Consider the following 15,515-nt stretch of genomic DNA (forward strand, 5'->3'; position numbering starts at 1 on the left):
GTCCAAATGGCCGTCATTCGCCTAATCGCGAAGATAGTTGAAAATTAGCCTAGCCTGTGACAAAAGGCGTGTCGAATGTGACGGGACGCGACTATCCGCTTCTGCAGAATGCAAGAAGAAGTAGGAAAAACAAAGACTTCTTCACATTTTGGAAGCGTAGTTCAGGAGAGTTTGAGCCGCGACAGCGGTCAGATCACCGGGTTCCGTACCAAAAGCCATTTCCGGCAAGATTATACCGGCAGGCTGTGAACGGCTAGGAACCGTTTGGCAGCCTCATTGGTGAAAACAAAGGTTTTAGGATGCAGGTCACCGAAACGCTCAACTCCGGTCTCAAGCGCGAGATCAAGATCACCGTGCCGGCCGGTGACATGGAAGCCAAGCTGATGGCGCGGCTCAACGACGCCCGCGACAAGGTGCGGATCAACGGCTTCCGCCCGGGCAAGGTGCCGGTGCAGCACCTGCGCAAGGTGTACGGCAAGTCGTTCATGGCCGAAGTCGTCAACGAGATCCTCAACGACTCGACCCGCTCGATCATCTCGGGCCGCGGCGAAAAGGCTGCCATGCAGCCCGAAGTGATCATGACCGAGGACGAGAAGGAAGCCGAGAAGATCCTGGCCGGCGGCGCCGACTTCGAGTTCCGTCTCAATTACGAAGTCATCCCGGCGATCGAGATCAAGGATTTCTCCGACATCAAGGTGACGCGCCAGGTTTACGACGTGCCGGGGTCGGAAGTCGAAGACCAGGTGAAGCGCGTCGCCGAATCCGCGCGCAGCTACGAGCCTAAGGATGGCAAGGCCGCCGGAGGCGACCGCGTGACCATCGACTATGTCGGCAAGATCGGCGGCGAGGCCTTTGCCGGCGGCGCCGGCACGGACCAGCCGCTGGTGCTGGGCTCCAAGGAGTTCATCCCGGGCTTCGAGGATCAACTGATCGGCACCAAGGCCGGTGACGAGAAGTTGGTCACCGTCACCTTCCCCGAGAACTACCAGGCGGCGCATCTGGCCGGCAAGGAAGCCACCTTCGACGTCACCGTCAAGGAAGTGGCGAAGCCCGGCGAACTCGAAGTCACTGACGAGACCGCCAAGAACCTTGGCCTGGAATCGCTGGAGCGTCTTCGCGAGATCGTGCGCGGCCAGATCGAGAACCAGTTCGGTTCGATGACCCGCCAGAAGGTGAAGCGCCAGCTGCTCGACCAGCTCGACGCCGCCTACTCCTTCGAGGCGCCGTCGAAGCTCGTCGAAGCCGAGTTCAACAACATCTGGGCGCAGGTCAACCGAGACCTCGAAGCGGCCAGCCGTACCTTCGCCGACGAGGAGACCACGGAAGAAGAGGCGCGCGCCGAATATATGCGTCTTGCCGAACGCCGCGTGCGTCTCGGCCTGGTTCTCGCCGAGATCGGCGAGAAGGCCGGCGTCACCGTGTCGGACGAGGAGTTGCAGCGCGGCCTGTTCGAACAGGTTCGCCGCTTCCCGGCCAACCAGCAGCAGGAAGCCTTCGAGTTCTATCGCAACAACCCGGAGGCGATCAATTCGCTGCGCGCGCCAATGTTCGAGGAAAAGGTCGTCGATTATCTGCTCGGCCAGATCTCGGTAAACGACGTCAAGGTCAGCAAGGAAGAGCTGATGGCCGACGACGAGGAGGCAGAGACCGCGACCAAGGCGAAGCCGGCGAAGAAGGCTTCCTCGAAGAAGGCTGAGGCCAAGGCAAGCGAAGCAAAGGCGGGCGAAACCGCCGACGAGGCGGAAGAGCCCAAGAAGAAGGCCGCGCCGAAGAAGAAGGCCGCCAAGGACGCCGAGTAAAACGGCTCGACAATCTGATTTCGAAAGGCCGCCCCTCGGGCGGCCTTTTTCGTTGTTGCCGCACGGCAACACAGCAGACTTCAGATGAATTCCCACTGCTGGCGATACCGAACGTTGATGATTATCTGCGCGGTATCGCATTTCGCAGGGTCGTTTGGAGGTACCGGTGAGGCAGGCATTCAGGACGAGGGGCGTGGTTGTTGCCGCGGCGCTCCTGCTTGCCGCGGCCATGGAGAATGCTCAGGCCGGTCCGGATCTCGGCAACTGGCGTGTCGACGCCGGCGGCGACGGCCAGGTAACGGCATCACTCCACGCCACCAACAAGTTGATCACCGGCGGCGGTGCGCTGGGCTACAGTCCGGTGCTGACGCTGGCCTGCCGGCCTGGCGGCGAGCCGCGCTGGAGCGAATGGCTGCAGCTCAACGACGCGGTCTCCGCCAGCCGCAAGATCACCATGTCGGTCATGGTCGACGGCGGCAGCAAATTCGATGAGAGCTGGTCTGTCGGCCCGCGCGGCAAATTGCTGGTCAGGGAAGGCGATGACGGCATCAAGCGGCTGGTTTCGGCGAACCGTCTGTTGCTGTCATGGCGTTTCGGCCTGTTGTCCGGGCGCGGCGAGGCCGATTTCGAGCTCGCCGGGCTCTCCGAGGCGATCGGCCAGATCGCGGCAAGCTGCAACACCGATCCGCCGTGAGCCGGCTCGGCTTGTAACCCTTCGCAAAATGTTGGCTTTCCTATCCGATGGCCGGATTCTGTGGTATGCAGGTAGCGCAACTCCACTGCGGAGATGCGGATATTCCGCTCTGCCATGAAGTGCGGCATGCCGCCGCGACCGGCACGCTGGCACAACGGCGATCAGGGAGGAAATGCCATGCGCGCAATCGCGTTCTTAGCCATCATGCCTGCTGTCGCTTTCACCGTGAATCCGTCACGGGCACAGGATGCCGCTGCAGGCGAGAAGGTCTTCACCAAATGCAAGGTTTGCCACGTCGCTGACAAGGACCAGAACAAGGTTGGTCCATCGCTGAACGGCGTCATCGGCCGGACGGCGGGCACGCACCCCGATTTCACCTATTCGACAGCCATGATCGAAGCCGGAAAATCCGGCGTCAAATGGGACGAGCCCACCCTGACAACGTATCTTCACGATCCCAAGGCCATGGTCAAAGGGACGAAGATGGCGTTTCCCGGCCTCAAGAACGATCAGGACATAGCCAACGTCATCGCTTATCTGAAACAGTTTTCCAAATAAGCAACCCCACCGGTGGTGGCCTGCTCATCCTGAAGGAAGATCGTCGGCACTGCTGCCGGAATGCTGCGCCCTGCGCCGTCACGAAGGCAGCGCAAAGAAGCCCAATGCCAGCAGGATGATTATGCCAAGGCCGAGTATGAGAAGCGTCCGCGTGTCCATGACGTTCACCTTCGCAGCCTGAGGATAGCGAAAAAGCAGCTCTGGAGCCAGCGCGCCGCTGCGGCTGACCATTAATGCGCGTCACGCTGAAGCGGATTCGGGCGACGCGCTTTAAGTCTTTGTTTTGATGCATGTCGTTCTCCCAAAACCGCTGCGCACTTTTGGGCGACATGCATTAATGCGCGTCACGCAGAACTGGCTGTGGTGCTGCCGATTCTCGGTCACGCCACCTGGCATTTGTACCGCAAGGTTATAGAGCCGCCGGCTGGCCCCAGACCGGCGAACTGAGCAGGCCCTGTTGTGACGGACCGGCGAGAGTGCCGGTGTGCGCTCAATAGGCCCGGTGGCTGAACCGCGCCTGACGCGCGCCCGTGGTCAGGTTGCGGAAATCCTTGCCGCTGACATGCACAAGCGTCTTGTGGTCGCCGCCCTCGAAATAGATGTCGGCGGCATCGCCGAGGCTTTCGTCCAGAATAACCGGCACATCATAGGCGGCGCCGATCGGCGGTATGGCGCCGATGTCGCAATCATCGAAGAGCGATACCACCTCGTCCTCGGACGCGAGCCCGAGGCGCTTGTCCATGACGTCCTGCAGCTTGCCGAGCTCGATCCTGTGGGTGCTTGGGACCACCGCCAGCGCATAACCGAGTTCGTGGTGAACGACCACCGACTTCGCCATGATGCTGCCGGGCACATGCGCGGCGATGGCGCTCTGTCTGCTGGTGGCGGTTCGATGATGCGCGACGGTGTCGTAGAGGATTCCCTTGCTGTCAATAAAGTTCCTTAGTCTGCTTGCTATCGTCATTTTCCGCGTCCTCTGCTTGAGTTCACGACGCATGCGTCAAACCAAAATGGACGGGCGGCCTTATTGTTTCACGGCCAGTTGTTTCATGGCAAAGGCACCCGCCGTTCCCGGCTGGTTGTGTCGCGGCTGGATCGAACCGCGCGTCAGGGGCCGGGCCCGAAAAATGCGATACGGGTCAACAGCGTATAGTCGGCTTCGAGGACCATCATCGTCACGAAAACCAGCACCAATATCGGCGGCAGGATGATCGCATACATCATCGCCAGCCGCTCCCAGGCCATATGCATGAAGACGGCGACGATCAGTCCCGCCTTGAGCATCATGAAGATCAGGATCAGCGACCATCTGAGGTAGCCGTGGATACCGAAATAGTCGACCAGATAGGAGCAGGTGCTGAGGATGAACAGCCACGCCCAGACCACCAGATAGAGCTTGATCGGATGTTCCTGATGTGTGTCCGCCTTGGTGACGGCCGCCGCATCGTGGGTGGAATGCAGTGCGTGTTGTCCGAGACCGTTTGCGGTTGCTTCAGCCATATCTGCCTCTCAACAAAGCTGCTTCTCACCAAAGATAGAAGAAGGCGAAGATGAACACCCAGACCAGGTCGACGAAGTGCCAGTAGAGTCCCATGATCTCGACATTCTCGTAACGGCCACGGCGACTGGTGAAAAAACCGCGCCGCCCGGTGTCGAAGTCGCCACGCCAGACTTTTCGAGCCACGATGATCAGGAAGATCACGCCGATCGTGACGTGGGTGCCGTGGAAGCCGGTGATCATGAAGAAGGACGAGCCGAACTGCGCGGCGCCCCAGGGATTGCCCCAGGGCCGCACCCCCTCGGTGATGAGCTTGGTCCATTCGAAGGCCTGCATGCCGACGAATGTCGCGCCGAGCGCAGCGGTCAAGAGCATCAGGATCGCGGTTTTGCGGCGATCGCGGCGGTAGCCGAAATTGACCGCCATGGCCATGGTTCCGCTGCTCGAGATCAGCACGAAGGTCATGATGGCGATCAGGATGAGGGGGATCTCCGAGCCGCCGATGCGCAAGGCGAAGACCTCGCTTGGATTCGGCCACGGCACGCGGGTGGAAATCCGCGCCGTCATGTAGGAAAGCAGGAAGCAACCGAAGATGAAGGTGTCGCTGAGCAGGAAGATCCACATCATGGCCTTGCCCCAGGACACGTTCTTGAACGCGCGCTGATCCGAGGCCCAATCGGCGGCGATACCGCGCCAGCCCTCGGGGCGATTCAACTGGCCGCTATGTGTCGTCTCAGCCATCGCCTGCCTCCTAGGTCAGCAATTGCCGGCAAATGTCGATGAATGTCGCCGCCCAGCCGGCCAGAACGGCGAAGATGCCGAGCCAGACGAAAAGCAGGAAATGCCAATACATGGCGCAGAGCTCGACGCCGAGGCGCAACCGCTCCGGCCGGGCGCTGTTCCAGGCACTGGCGCTCGTCCTGCCAAGGCCGACCAGCCCGCCCATTATGTGCAGGCCATGCATTGCGGTGATCAGATAGAAGAAGCTGTTGGCCGGGTTGGAGGCCAGCAGGTAGCCGTCTTCGGTCAGCTGCCGCCAGGCCGCCAACTGGCCGGCCAGGAAGGCGAGGGCGGTCAGCCCGGCCGTTGCAAGACCGAGCTTCACCATGTCCAACTGGCCTCTGCGCGCGGCGACCACGGCGCAATGCAGCGCGACGCTGCTCAGCACCAGCACGCCGGTGTTCAGCCACAGCAGGCGCGGCAGCGGCAGCGGCCGCCAGTCCGACAGGCCCATGCGCATGAAATAGGCGCTGGTGAACAGCGAGAACAGGCAGCCGACGACGGCGAGGAAGACGCCGAGGCCGATCTTGGCGGTGGGCAGGGGCGACCGGTCGAGGTCGACGAAATCCCCGGCCATGCCTTGCTCGAGCCATGGCTTCGCCGTCAGCCCCTGGTGCGAAAGCCACCAGCCGGCAAAGCCGGCGATTACCAGCAAAAAGACAACGATAACGCTCATGCCGGCTCCCTGGAGGGGCCGAGGCCGAAGGAGCCCGGCACGTTCTGCGGGATGAAGTCCTCCTTGGCTCCTGGCACGCTGTAGTCGTAGGCCCAGCGATAGACGATCGGCAGTTCCTTGCCGAAATTGCCGTGCGCAGGCGGCGTCTCAGGCGTCTGCCACTCGAGCGTCGTTGCCCGCCAAGGGTTGCCGCCGGCCTCGCGGCCATGGCGGATGCTCCAGATCAGGTTGAACAGGAACACCATCTGGGCGAAGCCGACGATGAAGGCCATGATGCTGATGAACGAGTTCAGATGATGGGCCGACTCCGTCATTATCGTCATGTCGGTCAGTTCGGCGTAGCGCCGAGGAACGCCCATAAGGCCGAGATAGTGCATGGGGAAGAAGATCAGATAGGCGCCGAGGAAGGTGACCCAGAAATGGAAGCGGCCGAGCGTCTCGTCGAGCATCCGGCCGGTGACCTTCGGATACCAGTGATAGATCGCGCCGAAGATAACCAGGATCGGCGCGACGCCCATCACCATGTGGAAATGGGCGACCACGAACATCGTGTCCGACAACGGCACGTCGACGACGACGTTCCCGAGGAACAGGCCCGTCAGGCCGCCGTTGACGAAGGTGACGATGAAGGCGAGCGCGAACAGCATGGGGATGGTGAGGTGGATGTCGCCGCGCCACAGCGTCAGCACCCAGTTATAGACCTTGATCGCGGTCGGCACGGCAATGATCAACGTCGTGGTGGCGAAGAAGAAGCCGAAATAAGGATTCATGCCGCTGACATACATGTGGTGCGCCCAGACCACGAAGCTCAGCGCGCCGATGGCGATGATGGCCCAGACCATCATGCGGTAGCCGAAGATATTCTTGCGCGCATGCGTGCTGATCAGGTCGGACACGATGCCGAAGGCCGGCAGGGCCACGATGTAGACTTCCGGGTGGCCGAAGAACCAGAACAGGTGCTGGAATAGGATCGGGCTGCCGCCATTGTGCTGCAGCTGCTCGCCCATTTCGACGATCGCCGGCATGAAGAAGGAGGTGCCGAGCAGACGGTCGAGCAGCATCATCACACAAGCGACGAACAGCGCCGGAAAGGCGAGCAGCGCCATGACGGTGGCGGTGAAGATGCCCCAGACGGTGAGCGGCAGGCGCATAAGGGTCATGCCGCGCGTACGGCCCTGCAGCACCGTCACCACATAGTTCAGGCCACCCATGGTGAAGCCGATGATGAACAGGATGAGCGAAGAGAGCATCAGGATGATGCCCCAATCCTGGCCGCCCGGCGTGCCGGTCATGATGGCCTGCGGCGGGTAGAGCGTCCAGCCTGCGCCCGTCGGTCCGCCCGGCGCAAAGAAGCTCGACACCAGAACGAGCACGGCGAGCAGATAGACCCAGTAGCTCAGCATGTTGACATAGGGAAAGACCATGTCGCGGGCGCCGACCATCAGCGGGATGAGGTAATTGCCGAAGCCGCCAAGGAAGAGCGCGGTGAGCAGGTAGATCACCATGATCATGCCGTGCACGGTGATGAACTGGTAATAGGCTTCCGGAGTGATGAAGTCGAACGTGCCGGGAAAACCAAGCTGCAGGCGCATCAGCCAGGACAGCACCAGCGCCACAAGACCGATGGCCGTTGCCGTCGCCGAATACTGGACCGCAATGACCTTGGCGTCCTGAGAGAAGACATATTTCGTCCACCAGCTATGCGGATGGTACAGTTCCACCTCTCCGACTTCGGCGGGCGGAACGGCATCTGCGGGTGTGACGTCGACCATTTGGAGCACCTCCGTGCCCTGTTCAGCGGGCCTCGACAGTTTCGAGTTTTGCCGCAATGTCGGGACCGGACGCCGTCGTCTCTCCTGGCCGGCGGTCCGCGGAGCCCGTTTGCTGGGGCGCCGACAATTGCGCAAAAGTCTGTTGCTGGCCGAGCCAGGCCTGGTAGTCCTGCTCGGTGTCGACCACGACCACGCCATGCATCAGCGGGTGCCCCTGGCCGCATAACTCGGCGCACAAGACCTGGAAGGTTCCGGTTCTGGTTGGAGTGAACCAGAAATAAGTGACGGATCCGGGGATCATGTCCATCTTGGCGCGAAATTCCGGGATATAGAAATCATGCAGCACGTCGATCGAACGCAGCAGCACCTTGACCGGCTTGCCGACCGGCAGGTGCAGATCGGCGGCCTCGACCAAGACATCGTCCTGGCCGTTCGGATCTTTGGGGGCAACGCCCAACGGATTGTCAGCGGTTACGTCGCGGGTATCCGAAGTTCCGAGCTTGCCGTCCTTGCCGGGCAGGCGGAAGCTCCACTGCCATTGCTGACCAATAACCTCGATGTCGGCCGCCTCGCTTGGAACGTTGACGAAGCGGCTCCAGACGAACAGACCTGGAACCAGAAGGGCCGTGACGCCGACGGCGGTGACGACCGTCAGCCACGATTCGAGGCGCCTGTTCTCCGGCTCATAGGCCGCGCGGTTGCCTTCGCGATGGCGGAAGCGGAACACGCAATAGGCCATAAAAAGCACGACGGCGCTGAAGACGACGCCGGTGATCCAGAAGGTGATGATGATGGTGTTGTCGATATAGTCCCAATTCGAGGCAATCGGCGTCCACCACCATGGGCTCAGGAAGTGGAACAACACCGAGCCCACAACGACTAAAACGAGTACAAGCGCAATCGCCATGTCCCGTTCCTCCCGGCATTCCCAGGAGAGCGAAGCATTCAGGAATGCCAAGCCGCATCATGCTCGATTTCCAGTTGAAATTCCAGAGCCGACTAGCCGGTGGCCACATGTTGCTATTTGCGCCCGCGGGGGGCCTAGATCAGCAGCAGCCCCTTCATCGAGGCATTGCCCTTGCGGCCGATGATGATGTGGTCGTGCACCGCGATACCAAGCGGCTTTGCCGTATCGATGATCTGCTTGGTCATCTCGATGTCGGCGCGTGACGGCGTCGGGTCGCCGGACGGATGGTTGTGCACCAGGATGATGGCGCTGGCGGAAAGTTCGAGCGCGCGCTTGACCACCTCGCGCGGATAGACCGGCGTGTGGTCGACGGTGCCGGTCTGCTGCACCTCGTCGGCGATCAGCGCGTTTTTCTTGTCGAGGAAGAGGATGCGGAACTGCTCGCGGGTCTCGAACGCCATGGCGGAGCGGCAATAGTCGAGGAGTTGCGTCCAGTTCGACAGCACCTCGCGGCCGCGCACTTCGCCGCGCGCCATGCGCTGTGCCGTGGCGGCGATGACCTTGAGATCGGTCGCCACCGCCGGGCCGATGCCTTTGACTTCCTCGAGCAGCGACGCCGGCGCGCCGAGCACTTCGGCGAGCGAGCCGAAGCGGGCGATCAGCGCCTTGGCGATCGGCTTGGTGTCGACGCGCGGGATCAGCCGGAAGAGCAGGAGCTCGAGCAACTCGTAGTCAGGCAGGGCGTCCGCGCCGCCGGCAACGAAACGTTCGCGAAGACGATCGCGATGGCCGTGGTAATGCGGCTTTTCGGCCGGTTCGGCCTTCGCGGGCCGCCGGATCGGCAGCTCCGCGAAAAATCCCCGCTCGTCGTCGCCGGTTTCCCCCATAGGCCGCCCGCTCTTGGCCGGAAAAGGCCCGGCAGGAAGGAACTCTAAGCCGGCAGGCCGGGCCCAGTCGAGTTTTTTCGGCGCGAGTGCGAGAAATCCCGCCTCGGCTTCGGTCATGTCGACGGTATGCGCTTGCGTGTTGAAGGTGACGAAGGCGCTCACAGCGCGAGGAGGGCGCGAGAAAGCACCCTCCGAACAGCGACTCAAATGCAGGCAAGCGGCTTCGTTTTGCCTGGTCAGAAGCGATAGGTGACGCCCGTGCCGATCAGCCAGGGATTGAGCTTGGCTTTACCTGTAAAGTTCGTGCCGCCGACCGTGACGTCGAATTTCGGCTCCAAAAAGAGCTTCTTGACGTCGAAATTGAGGCCCCAATGCTGATCCAGCATGTAATCGAAGCCGACCTGCAGGGCGCCGCCGAATGTGTCCTTGACATGGAGAGCGTCGGCGCTGCCGGCATCCTGGTTATAGAAGATCGTGTAGTTCACGCCGGCACCGACATAGGGCTTGAAGGCGCCGAAATCGGTGAAGTGGTATTGCAGCGTGAGCGTAGGCGGCAGCACCCAGACCTTGCCGATCTTGCCCAACCCGCTGATCGTTCCCTCGCCGTAGATATTGGCGTAGGTGGTGCCGAGAACGAGTTCAGCGGCGAGATTGTCCGTGAAGTAGCAGGAGATGTCCAATTCCGGCGTCACCGTATCCGAATAGGAAAGGTCAGAGCCGGGGATTCCGTTGACGTTGCCCTTGTCGTCCGTGATCACGCCCAGGGCGCGCGCGCGAATCTGCCAAGGGCCGGATGCGGCTACAGGAGCCTGCGTCACGTCCACGGATTGCACGTCCGCCGCCGCAGCCTGCTGCAGTCCTGCCAAGACAAGGGCGATGGCAACTGTGATCCCCCGCCGCGACCCCATCCAGTCTCTCACCATAATATCTCTCCTTGAAATTTCGAATTTGGTGCGCTGCAGCAATGACAGCCGTGGAGAGATGCTCGGTTGACTCAGATCAATGGTCCGATGAGGTAGTTGAAGCGGCATTGGTTTCCGATGTCGCGTGTAACAAAAATGCTACACGACGATCGCGACAACCGGCCGAGCTCAGGTCTGGAAGATCGGATAGCTACAGGAGGCAGAGAGTCGGAAGTCGTGCCGGCCTGCGAATGGCAGTGCCCTGCGCTTCCGGCATTCGCCGGCCGAAGCACTCATGAGTCACTATGTAGTCAAGGCTCGGTCGGCGTCGGCCGGGGCTCACGTACTGCAAATGCGCTCCCGCCCGGTTCTCGGAAACCCGTTAGTCTCGGCTCGGCCTGACCCGAATCTCAATACGCCTCAGGCCGGCAGGCCGGGGCGGTCGAGCTTTTTCGGCGACAGCGTGAAGATCTCGCAGCCTGTCTCGGTGACGCCGATCGTGTGCTCGTACTGCGCCGACAGCGAGCGGTCGCGCGTCACCGCCGTCCAGCCGTCCGACAGCACCTTCACGTGCGGGCGGCCGAGATTGATCATCGGCTCGACGGTAAAAATCATGCCCGGCCGCATTTCGACGCCTTCGTTGACGATGCCGTAGTGCAGGATATTGGGCGCGTCGTGGAAGAGCTGGCCGACGCCGTGGCCGCAGAAGTCGCGCACCACCGAGCAGCGCTCGGCCTCGGCATAGGTCTGGATCGCGGCGCCGATGGCGCCGGTGCGGGCGCCGGGCTTGATCGCGGCAATGCCGCGCATCAGGCATTCGTAGGTCACCTCGAGCAGACGTTCGGCGGCGCGCTTGATCGTGCCGACGGGATACATGCGCGAGGAATCGCCATGCCAGCCGTCAAGGATATAGGTGACGTCGATGTTGACGATGTCACCGTCCTTCAGCGGCTTGTTGTCGGGAATGCCGTGGCAGACGACGTGGTTGATCGAGGTGCAGGACGATTTTGTGTAGCCGCGATAGTTGAGCGTCGCCGGCAATGCGCCGTGGTCCATGCCGAACTCGAAGACGAAGCGGTCTATGGTCTCGGTCGTGACGCCGGGCTTCACCATCGGCACAAGCTCGTCGAGGCAGCGCGCGGTCAGGTCGCAAGCCTTGCGCATGCCGGCAAAGCCTTCCTCGCCATAGAGGCGGATCTGGCCGGTGTTTCTTAAGGGTGCCGTCGCGGCGTCGAGATAAGTGACCATTTTGTCCGTTTGTGGGTTGGCTCCTGACGCGAGCCGATGCCTGAATTTTCTCCAGATTTGGCACCGGAAGCCGCAAGGTTCAAGGACGAAGTGCCTTCAGCCGGCTGTTGCGGGGAATATTCGCTGGCGCAGGGTTGGCGCGGGCTGGGTTGTTCGCAGGGCTTTCCTTTCGCCAACCCGTGCGTTAGGGCGAGTCAGTATACAGGAGATTTGTGCCGTTGACGGCATCGGAACGCGCAAGATCGAGGCTGCTACCGGTCAGGGCCGCATGCTCGGCCTTGATGGCGCTGCTCATGCTCGCGCTGGTGGGCTTCGCCCAGGCTGAAGTCTCCGCTTCCGCAGCCGCGGTCTCGGGCGGCGCCGGCATCAGCGCGACGCGGCAGGGCGAAACGCTTGCATTGCTGAGGGTCACCGGCAAGGCGCCGGGCGTCGAAGCCCGCGCCGGGCGGCCGGCGCCCATAAAGCTCGTCAACGGCAATCCCGGCGCGCTCGCCCCGTCATTCGATTTCCTCGTCGTTGGCCGGGCTTCGCCGGCGCCGACGAACATCGTGCCTGCCTTTGCGGCAGCGCCGCTCTCGCATGCCAACCAGCCTCGGGCGCCACCAACCTCCTGAGCCCGTCGGTCGCTGACCGCAGCTTTCACACTCCAAACATTCCTTCGCGCCGCGACCCGGGGACGGCTATCGGCCGTCCGCCGGTTGCATGGCGCGCCAATTCGGAACTTCGCGATGCAACGTATCAAGACGTTCAAAGCCCTCACGCGCGCCGCCTCGGCGGCTTCATTTCTCGCCGTCCAGGCGCTGATCTGCATCGGCACCGTTTACTGGGCAATCGCCGAAACGCTTCGCATGGAAGGGACGGCAGCGGTCGTGCTCGGCGTCATCTTCGCCGGGCCGTCCGCCTATCTGCTGATGGTGGTCTCTCGCATGGCCTACGAGGCGGAGACGGATCCGGCGAACCAGTAGATGCAATGGCAAGGCGGGCAGACGGGGCGATGCGGTTACATCGCTCCGTCGAACGAACATATCCACGCAGCACGCGGCCAAGTGCCGATCCGCCGTACCTCGGCTCGCACCGCCGACCGCACTGAGGTCACATTCCTGGGCCAGAAAGCCGCAAAAGCAACTTTTGCAAACTTTTCAGAACGGATGGCGTTGCTGCAACCGCGCCAGTTCGGGAGACAGGGAATGGACAGACTGCAATTCGAGGTGCCGGTGCGCATCACGCCCGCGCCCGGCCTGCCGGTCGAGGAAATCTACAGCGTCGAACAGGCGCTCGACTTCCTGCAGAACTGGCCGAAGCGCCGGCAGAGCAAGGTCTATGACGCCGCCTTCAACGCCTGCTTCGGCGCGACGGTCGATGTCGCGAGCGCGGAGGAAGCCTGCCGGGCCTTCATGGCCTTCTGCCGCGTCAGCGGGTTGCTCGCCAGGGACGTGATGTTCCCCGGCAAGCGCGGCAATGCTGTAAGGGCGTCTCGCGAGGCGAGGGCATAACCTTCAATCGTCCGGTTCAGCCGGCGAAAGACACGCCCCTGTAGCGCATTCCCACCTGCACACCGCGAACGATCAGCCTGGACAGGATCTCCATGTCCAGCGGCATCTCCGGACGCCACACATCGAGCAGCAAGGCAATTCGTGGCTGATCGGCGTTGTTCATGACTTCATGCTCGAAGGTGTCGTCCCACAGCATGCACTCACCGTCGGCGATCCGCCTTTCCTCATGGTTGATCATCATGATCGTCGCCGGCCGGCCATCCGCCTGTTTCGGAATAACCAGGCCGAGATGAAATCTCATGATGCCGCGAAAGGGGCCGCGATGGGCCGGGATGTGCTTGCGCGGCGCCAGGAATGAGACGGCTGCCGATTTGACCTCGGGGCATTCCGACAGCAGCCGGCTGAGGGTCGGCATCCGCGCCAGGTTTTGCGGGATCGTCATGTCGTAGGCCTTGAGCACGAACATGCGCCAATCGAGGCCGTCATTGGCCGAAATCTCGGCCTGCTCCGGCATGATGTCGTGGAAACGCGGCACCTTGTTCAGCTTCACCGCAAGCGCCTCGTCGCGGATCTCCTGCCAGGCCGCGGTGAACTTCGCGGCATTGGGGAAATGCGTGCCGGCGTCAAGAATCGCCGGTGCATCTATGCGCTTTTCATAGATGCGGCGGACCAGATTGGTTCCAAGATCGTAGGCGCTGGACATATCATTACCTCGACGGGTGAATAATATAGTGGCGAATTGCGTCCGGTCATTGCTCACGGAGATTTGTTGAGCCGTTGAACGCCGGGTGGACATCGCGGCCCGCCTGTCACTGCGTATTCGATGCCAGTCGCGGGCCGGTCTTGGCATCGATGATCTCCGGCTTCGAGCTGTCGATCGTGCCGTCCCAGCCGCCGCCGAGCGCCTTGTTGAGGGCGATGTAATCGGTGGCGATCGACACACGGCTTTGCAGCAGCGTGTCATCCGCCGAATAGGCCGAACGCTCGGCGTCCAGCACGTCGAGAAGGCTTGTCTCGCCCGCCTTGTAGAGCGTTCTTTCAAGCCGGGCGGCATCGCCATAGGATTTCGCGGAAGAGGCGAGCTTGCCGTTTCTGATGCGCTCCTGCGAGAGCGACACGAGAGCGTTTTCCACGTTTTCCAGCGCCGTCAGCACGGCGGCCTTATAGGCAATGAAATACTGGTCGCGCTGGGCTTTGGCGACGTCGACCGCTGCCTGCAACTGGCCGGCGTTGAACAGCGGCACGCTGAGCGTCGGGCCGAAGGACCAGCCGATGGTGGAATTCCTGCCGAGATCGCCGAGCTTGAGGGCGGTGGTGCTGATGTCGCCCGTCAGGCTGACGCTCGGATAGCGTGCCGCCTCGGCCTGGCCGATCTTGGCCGTGTACTGAGCACATTGCCGCTCGGCCATCCGCACGTCCGGGCGGGTGAGCAGGATATCGGCGGGAATGCCGGTCGGGATCGGCAGGCGCGGCGTCGGGATCGGGGTGGGGCGCTTCAGCCGCGCGATGAGCGCGGCCGGCGGCCGGCCGGTCAGCACGGAAAGGCGATGCACCGACTCGGCATAGCCCGCCTCCAGGCTCGGAACGTCGGCTTCCGTGCTGCTCGCCTGTCCCATGGCCTTGGCGACATCGGCAGCGGTAGCCGTGCCGGCCAGCGCCATCGTGCGGGTGAGCTCGGCGGTCTGCCTTTGCGATGCGGCCGAGCGCCGGGCGAGCGCGATGCGTGTCTGGTAGCCGCGGGCCTGGACGTAGTTGGAGGCAACATCGCCAACCAGGGTCAGCAGGGTCGAGCGGAGCTCTTCTTGCGAAGCGTCCAGGCCATAGCGTGCGGCCTCGACGGCCCTGTGGTTGGCGCCGAAAAGGTCAAGTTCCCAGCTGGCGTCGAACCCGGCCTGGTATTCGCTATAAACGGAATTCGAGCCCGAGGTGGTCGCGGCCGACTTGTTGCGCGTAGCCGACGCGGAACCGTCCAGCGACGGCGCCAATGCACCTGCGCTTTGGCGGTAGCTTGCGCGGGCTTTTCGAATCTTGGCCTTTGCGGCGGCGACGTCGAGATTGCCGGCAACGGCTTCTTCGACCAGCGCGTTGAGTTCGGGATCGCGCAGCTTCAGCCACCATTTGGACAATTCCGCCGGCTTGGCCGGCTTTGTCCCCGTCCGGTCGCTCCAGGTCGCCGGCACCACCATCAAAGGCGTCCGATAGTCGGGGCCGACGACGCAGCCGGAAAGCAGAGCGGCGGTGAACACGGGCAAAAGCAGCCCCTTCGCGGTCCGCAGACCACGTTCGAAACCTGTCATGTGA

At 62.3% G+C, this 15,515-nt stretch carries 18 protein-coding genes; 6 read left to right on the forward strand and 12 right to left on the reverse strand.

Annotation, left to right across the window (positions count from 1 at the left end):
- The first annotated feature begins 299 nt into the window (after nucleotides 1-299).
- From tig to EJ070_RS23145, 3 genes are all read left to right on the forward strand, one after another.
- Complete coding sequence (gene tig, locus EJ070_RS23135) at nucleotides 300-1,799, forward strand: trigger factor (RefSeq protein WP_126093418.1); 1,500 nt, start codon at nucleotides 300-302, stop codon at nucleotides 1,797-1,799.
- 229 nt (nucleotides 1,800-2,028) lie between these two features.
- Nucleotides 2,029-2,493 (forward strand): hypothetical protein, encoded by a 465-nt coding sequence (locus EJ070_RS23140; protein ID WP_126095874.1) that lies wholly within the window; start codon nucleotides 2,029-2,031, stop codon nucleotides 2,491-2,493.
- 177 nt (nucleotides 2,494-2,670) lie between these two features.
- Nucleotides 2,671-3,051 (forward strand): cytochrome c family protein, encoded by a 381-nt coding sequence (locus EJ070_RS23145; protein WP_126093419.1) that lies wholly within the window; start codon nucleotides 2,671-2,673, stop codon nucleotides 3,049-3,051.
- A gap of 78 nt (nucleotides 3,052-3,129) precedes the next feature.
- On the opposite strand, the gene EJ070_RS36370 is transcribed toward EJ070_RS23145, so the two are convergent.
- The 10 genes from EJ070_RS36370 to map form a co-directional block, all read right to left on the reverse strand.
- The gene (locus EJ070_RS36370; RefSeq protein WP_189350014.1) at nucleotides 3,130-3,282 is read right to left on the reverse strand and encodes a hypothetical protein; all 153 of its coding nucleotides are present in this window, start codon (nucleotides 3,280-3,282) and stop codon (nucleotides 3,130-3,132) included.
- A gap of 259 nt (nucleotides 3,283-3,541) precedes the next feature.
- Complete coding sequence (locus EJ070_RS23155) at nucleotides 3,542-4,015, reverse strand: aminoacyl-tRNA deacylase (protein ID WP_126093421.1); 474 nt, start codon at nucleotides 4,013-4,015, stop codon at nucleotides 3,542-3,544.
- Between the two features lie 143 nt (nucleotides 4,016-4,158).
- Nucleotides 4,159-4,551, reverse strand: a complete 393-nt coding sequence (locus EJ070_RS23160; RefSeq protein WP_126093422.1) for a cytochrome C oxidase subunit IV family protein — start codon at nucleotides 4,549-4,551, stop codon at nucleotides 4,159-4,161.
- A gap of 25 nt (nucleotides 4,552-4,576) precedes the next feature.
- Entirely contained in the window at nucleotides 4,577-5,290 is a 714-nt protein-coding gene (locus EJ070_RS23165; RefSeq protein WP_126093423.1) for a heme-copper oxidase subunit III family protein, read from the reverse strand.
- Nucleotides 5,291-5,300: 10 nt separating this feature from the next.
- The gene (locus tag EJ070_RS23170; RefSeq protein ID WP_126093424.1) at nucleotides 5,301-6,005 is read right to left on the reverse strand and encodes a cytochrome c oxidase subunit 3; all 705 of its coding nucleotides are present in this window, start codon (nucleotides 6,003-6,005) and stop codon (nucleotides 5,301-5,303) included.
- Nucleotides 6,002-7,777: a cytochrome c oxidase subunit I gene (ctaD, locus tag EJ070_RS23175; RefSeq protein ID WP_126093425.1), complete on the reverse strand. Its 1,776-nt coding sequence runs from the start codon at nucleotides 7,775-7,777 to the stop codon at nucleotides 6,002-6,004. The genes EJ070_RS23170 and ctaD overlap by 4 nt, the downstream gene beginning before the upstream one ends.
- A 22-nt stretch (nucleotides 7,778-7,799) precedes the next feature.
- A complete protein-coding gene (coxB, locus tag EJ070_RS23180; protein WP_126093426.1) occupies nucleotides 7,800-8,684 on the reverse strand; it encodes a cytochrome c oxidase subunit II in 885 nt (294 codons plus the stop codon).
- 134 nt (nucleotides 8,685-8,818) lie between these two features.
- On the reverse strand, nucleotides 8,819-9,571 hold the full coding sequence (gene radC / locus EJ070_RS23185; protein WP_126095875.1) for a DNA repair protein RadC: 753 nt from the start codon (nucleotides 9,569-9,571) through the stop codon (nucleotides 8,819-8,821).
- Nucleotides 9,572-9,807: 236 nt separating this feature from the next.
- Nucleotides 9,808-10,494 carry an OmpW family protein gene (locus tag EJ070_RS23190; RefSeq protein ID WP_126095876.1) on the reverse strand — a complete coding sequence of 229 codons (687 nt, stop codon included), beginning with the start codon at nucleotides 10,492-10,494 and terminating at the stop codon, nucleotides 9,808-9,810.
- 399 nt (nucleotides 10,495-10,893) lie between these two features.
- The gene (map, locus tag EJ070_RS23195; RefSeq protein WP_126093427.1) at nucleotides 10,894-11,721 is read right to left on the reverse strand and encodes a type I methionyl aminopeptidase; all 828 of its coding nucleotides are present in this window, start codon (nucleotides 11,719-11,721) and stop codon (nucleotides 10,894-10,896) included.
- A 218-nt stretch (nucleotides 11,722-11,939) separates the two neighbouring features.
- On the opposite strand from map, the gene EJ070_RS23200 reads away from it, so the two are divergent.
- The 3 genes from EJ070_RS23200 to EJ070_RS23210 all read left to right on the forward strand — a co-directional run bounded on the left by EJ070_RS23200 (nucleotide 11,940) and on the right by EJ070_RS23210 (nucleotide 13,214).
- On the forward strand, nucleotides 11,940-12,335 hold the full coding sequence (locus tag EJ070_RS23200) for a hypothetical protein (RefSeq protein ID WP_245464650.1): 396 nt from the start codon (nucleotides 11,940-11,942) through the stop codon (nucleotides 12,333-12,335).
- Nucleotides 12,336-12,449: 114 nt separating this feature from the next.
- Nucleotides 12,450-12,686: a hypothetical protein gene (locus EJ070_RS23205; protein WP_126093428.1), complete on the forward strand. Its 237-nt coding sequence runs from the start codon at nucleotides 12,450-12,452 to the stop codon at nucleotides 12,684-12,686.
- A gap of 222 nt (nucleotides 12,687-12,908) precedes the next feature.
- A complete protein-coding gene (locus tag EJ070_RS23210) occupies nucleotides 12,909-13,214 on the forward strand; it encodes a DUF982 domain-containing protein (protein WP_126093429.1) in 306 nt (101 codons plus the stop codon).
- A 16-nt stretch (nucleotides 13,215-13,230) separates the two neighbouring features.
- Here EJ070_RS23210 and EJ070_RS23215 read toward each other — a convergent pair whose 3' ends face one another.
- Nucleotides 13,231-13,917: an aspartyl/asparaginyl beta-hydroxylase domain-containing protein gene (locus tag EJ070_RS23215; protein ID WP_126093430.1), complete on the reverse strand. Its 687-nt coding sequence runs from the start codon at nucleotides 13,915-13,917 to the stop codon at nucleotides 13,231-13,233.
- A gap of 106 nt (nucleotides 13,918-14,023) precedes the next feature.
- On the reverse strand, nucleotides 14,024-15,511 hold the full coding sequence (locus tag EJ070_RS23220) for an efflux transporter outer membrane subunit (RefSeq protein ID WP_126093431.1): 1,488 nt from the start codon (nucleotides 15,509-15,511) through the stop codon (nucleotides 14,024-14,026).
- Nucleotides 15,512-15,515: the final 4 nt, after the last annotated feature.

The sequence above is a fragment of the Mesorhizobium sp. M1E.F.Ca.ET.045.02.1.1 genome (assembly GCF_003952485.1).
Lineage (GTDB): Bacteria > Pseudomonadota > Alphaproteobacteria > Rhizobiales > Rhizobiaceae > Mesorhizobium.

Excerpts from the sequence above, each read along its gene's own strand:
- EJ070_RS23160 (WP_126093422.1), bottom strand. The coding sequence starts at position 4,551 with ATGGCTGAAGCAACCGCAAACGGTCTCGGACAACACGCACTGCATTCC.
- coxB (WP_126093426.1), bottom strand. The coding sequence starts at position 8,684 with ATGGCGATTGCGCTTGTACTCGTTTTAGTCGTTGTGGGCTCGGTGTTG.
- EJ070_RS23190 (WP_126095876.1), bottom strand. The coding sequence starts at position 10,494 with ATGGTGAGAGACTGGATGGGGTCGCGGCGGGGGATCACAGTTGCCATC.
- EJ070_RS23205 (WP_126093428.1), top strand. The coding sequence starts at position 12,450 with ATGCAACGTATCAAGACGTTCAAAGCCCTCACGCGCGCCGCCTCGGCG.
- EJ070_RS23210 (WP_126093429.1), top strand. The coding sequence starts at position 12,909 with ATGGACAGACTGCAATTCGAGGTGCCGGTGCGCATCACGCCCGCGCCC.
- EJ070_RS23145 (WP_126093419.1), top strand. The coding sequence starts at position 2,671 with ATGCGCGCAATCGCGTTCTTAGCCATCATGCCTGCTGTCGCTTTCACC.
- EJ070_RS23155 (WP_126093421.1), bottom strand. The coding sequence starts at position 4,015 with ATGACGATAGCAAGCAGACTAAGGAACTTTATTGACAGCAAGGGAATC.
- EJ070_RS23170 (WP_126093424.1), bottom strand. The coding sequence starts at position 6,005 with ATGAGCGTTATCGTTGTCTTTTTGCTGGTAATCGCCGGCTTTGCCGGC.
- tig (WP_126093418.1), top strand. The coding sequence starts at position 300 with ATGCAGGTCACCGAAACGCTCAACTCCGGTCTCAAGCGCGAGATCAAG.
- EJ070_RS23215 (WP_126093430.1), bottom strand. The coding sequence starts at position 13,917 with ATGTCCAGCGCCTACGATCTTGGAACCAATCTGGTCCGCCGCATCTAT.
- map (WP_126093427.1), bottom strand. The coding sequence starts at position 11,721 with ATGGTCACTTATCTCGACGCCGCGACGGCACCCTTAAGAAACACCGGC.
- EJ070_RS23165 (WP_126093423.1), bottom strand. The coding sequence starts at position 5,290 with ATGGCTGAGACGACACATAGCGGCCAGTTGAATCGCCCCGAGGGCTGG.
- EJ070_RS23140 (WP_126095874.1), top strand. The coding sequence starts at position 2,029 with ATGGAGAATGCTCAGGCCGGTCCGGATCTCGGCAACTGGCGTGTCGAC.
- radC (WP_126095875.1), bottom strand. The coding sequence starts at position 9,571 with ATGGGGGAAACCGGCGACGACGAGCGGGGATTTTTCGCGGAGCTGCCG.
- ctaD (WP_126093425.1), bottom strand. The coding sequence starts at position 7,777 with ATGGTCGACGTCACACCCGCAGATGCCGTTCCGCCCGCCGAAGTCGGA.
- EJ070_RS23220 (WP_126093431.1), bottom strand. The coding sequence starts at position 15,511 with ATGACAGGTTTCGAACGTGGTCTGCGGACCGCGAAGGGGCTGCTTTTG.
- EJ070_RS36370 (WP_189350014.1), bottom strand. The coding sequence starts at position 3,282 with ATGGTCAGCCGCAGCGGCGCGCTGGCTCCAGAGCTGCTTTTTCGCTAT.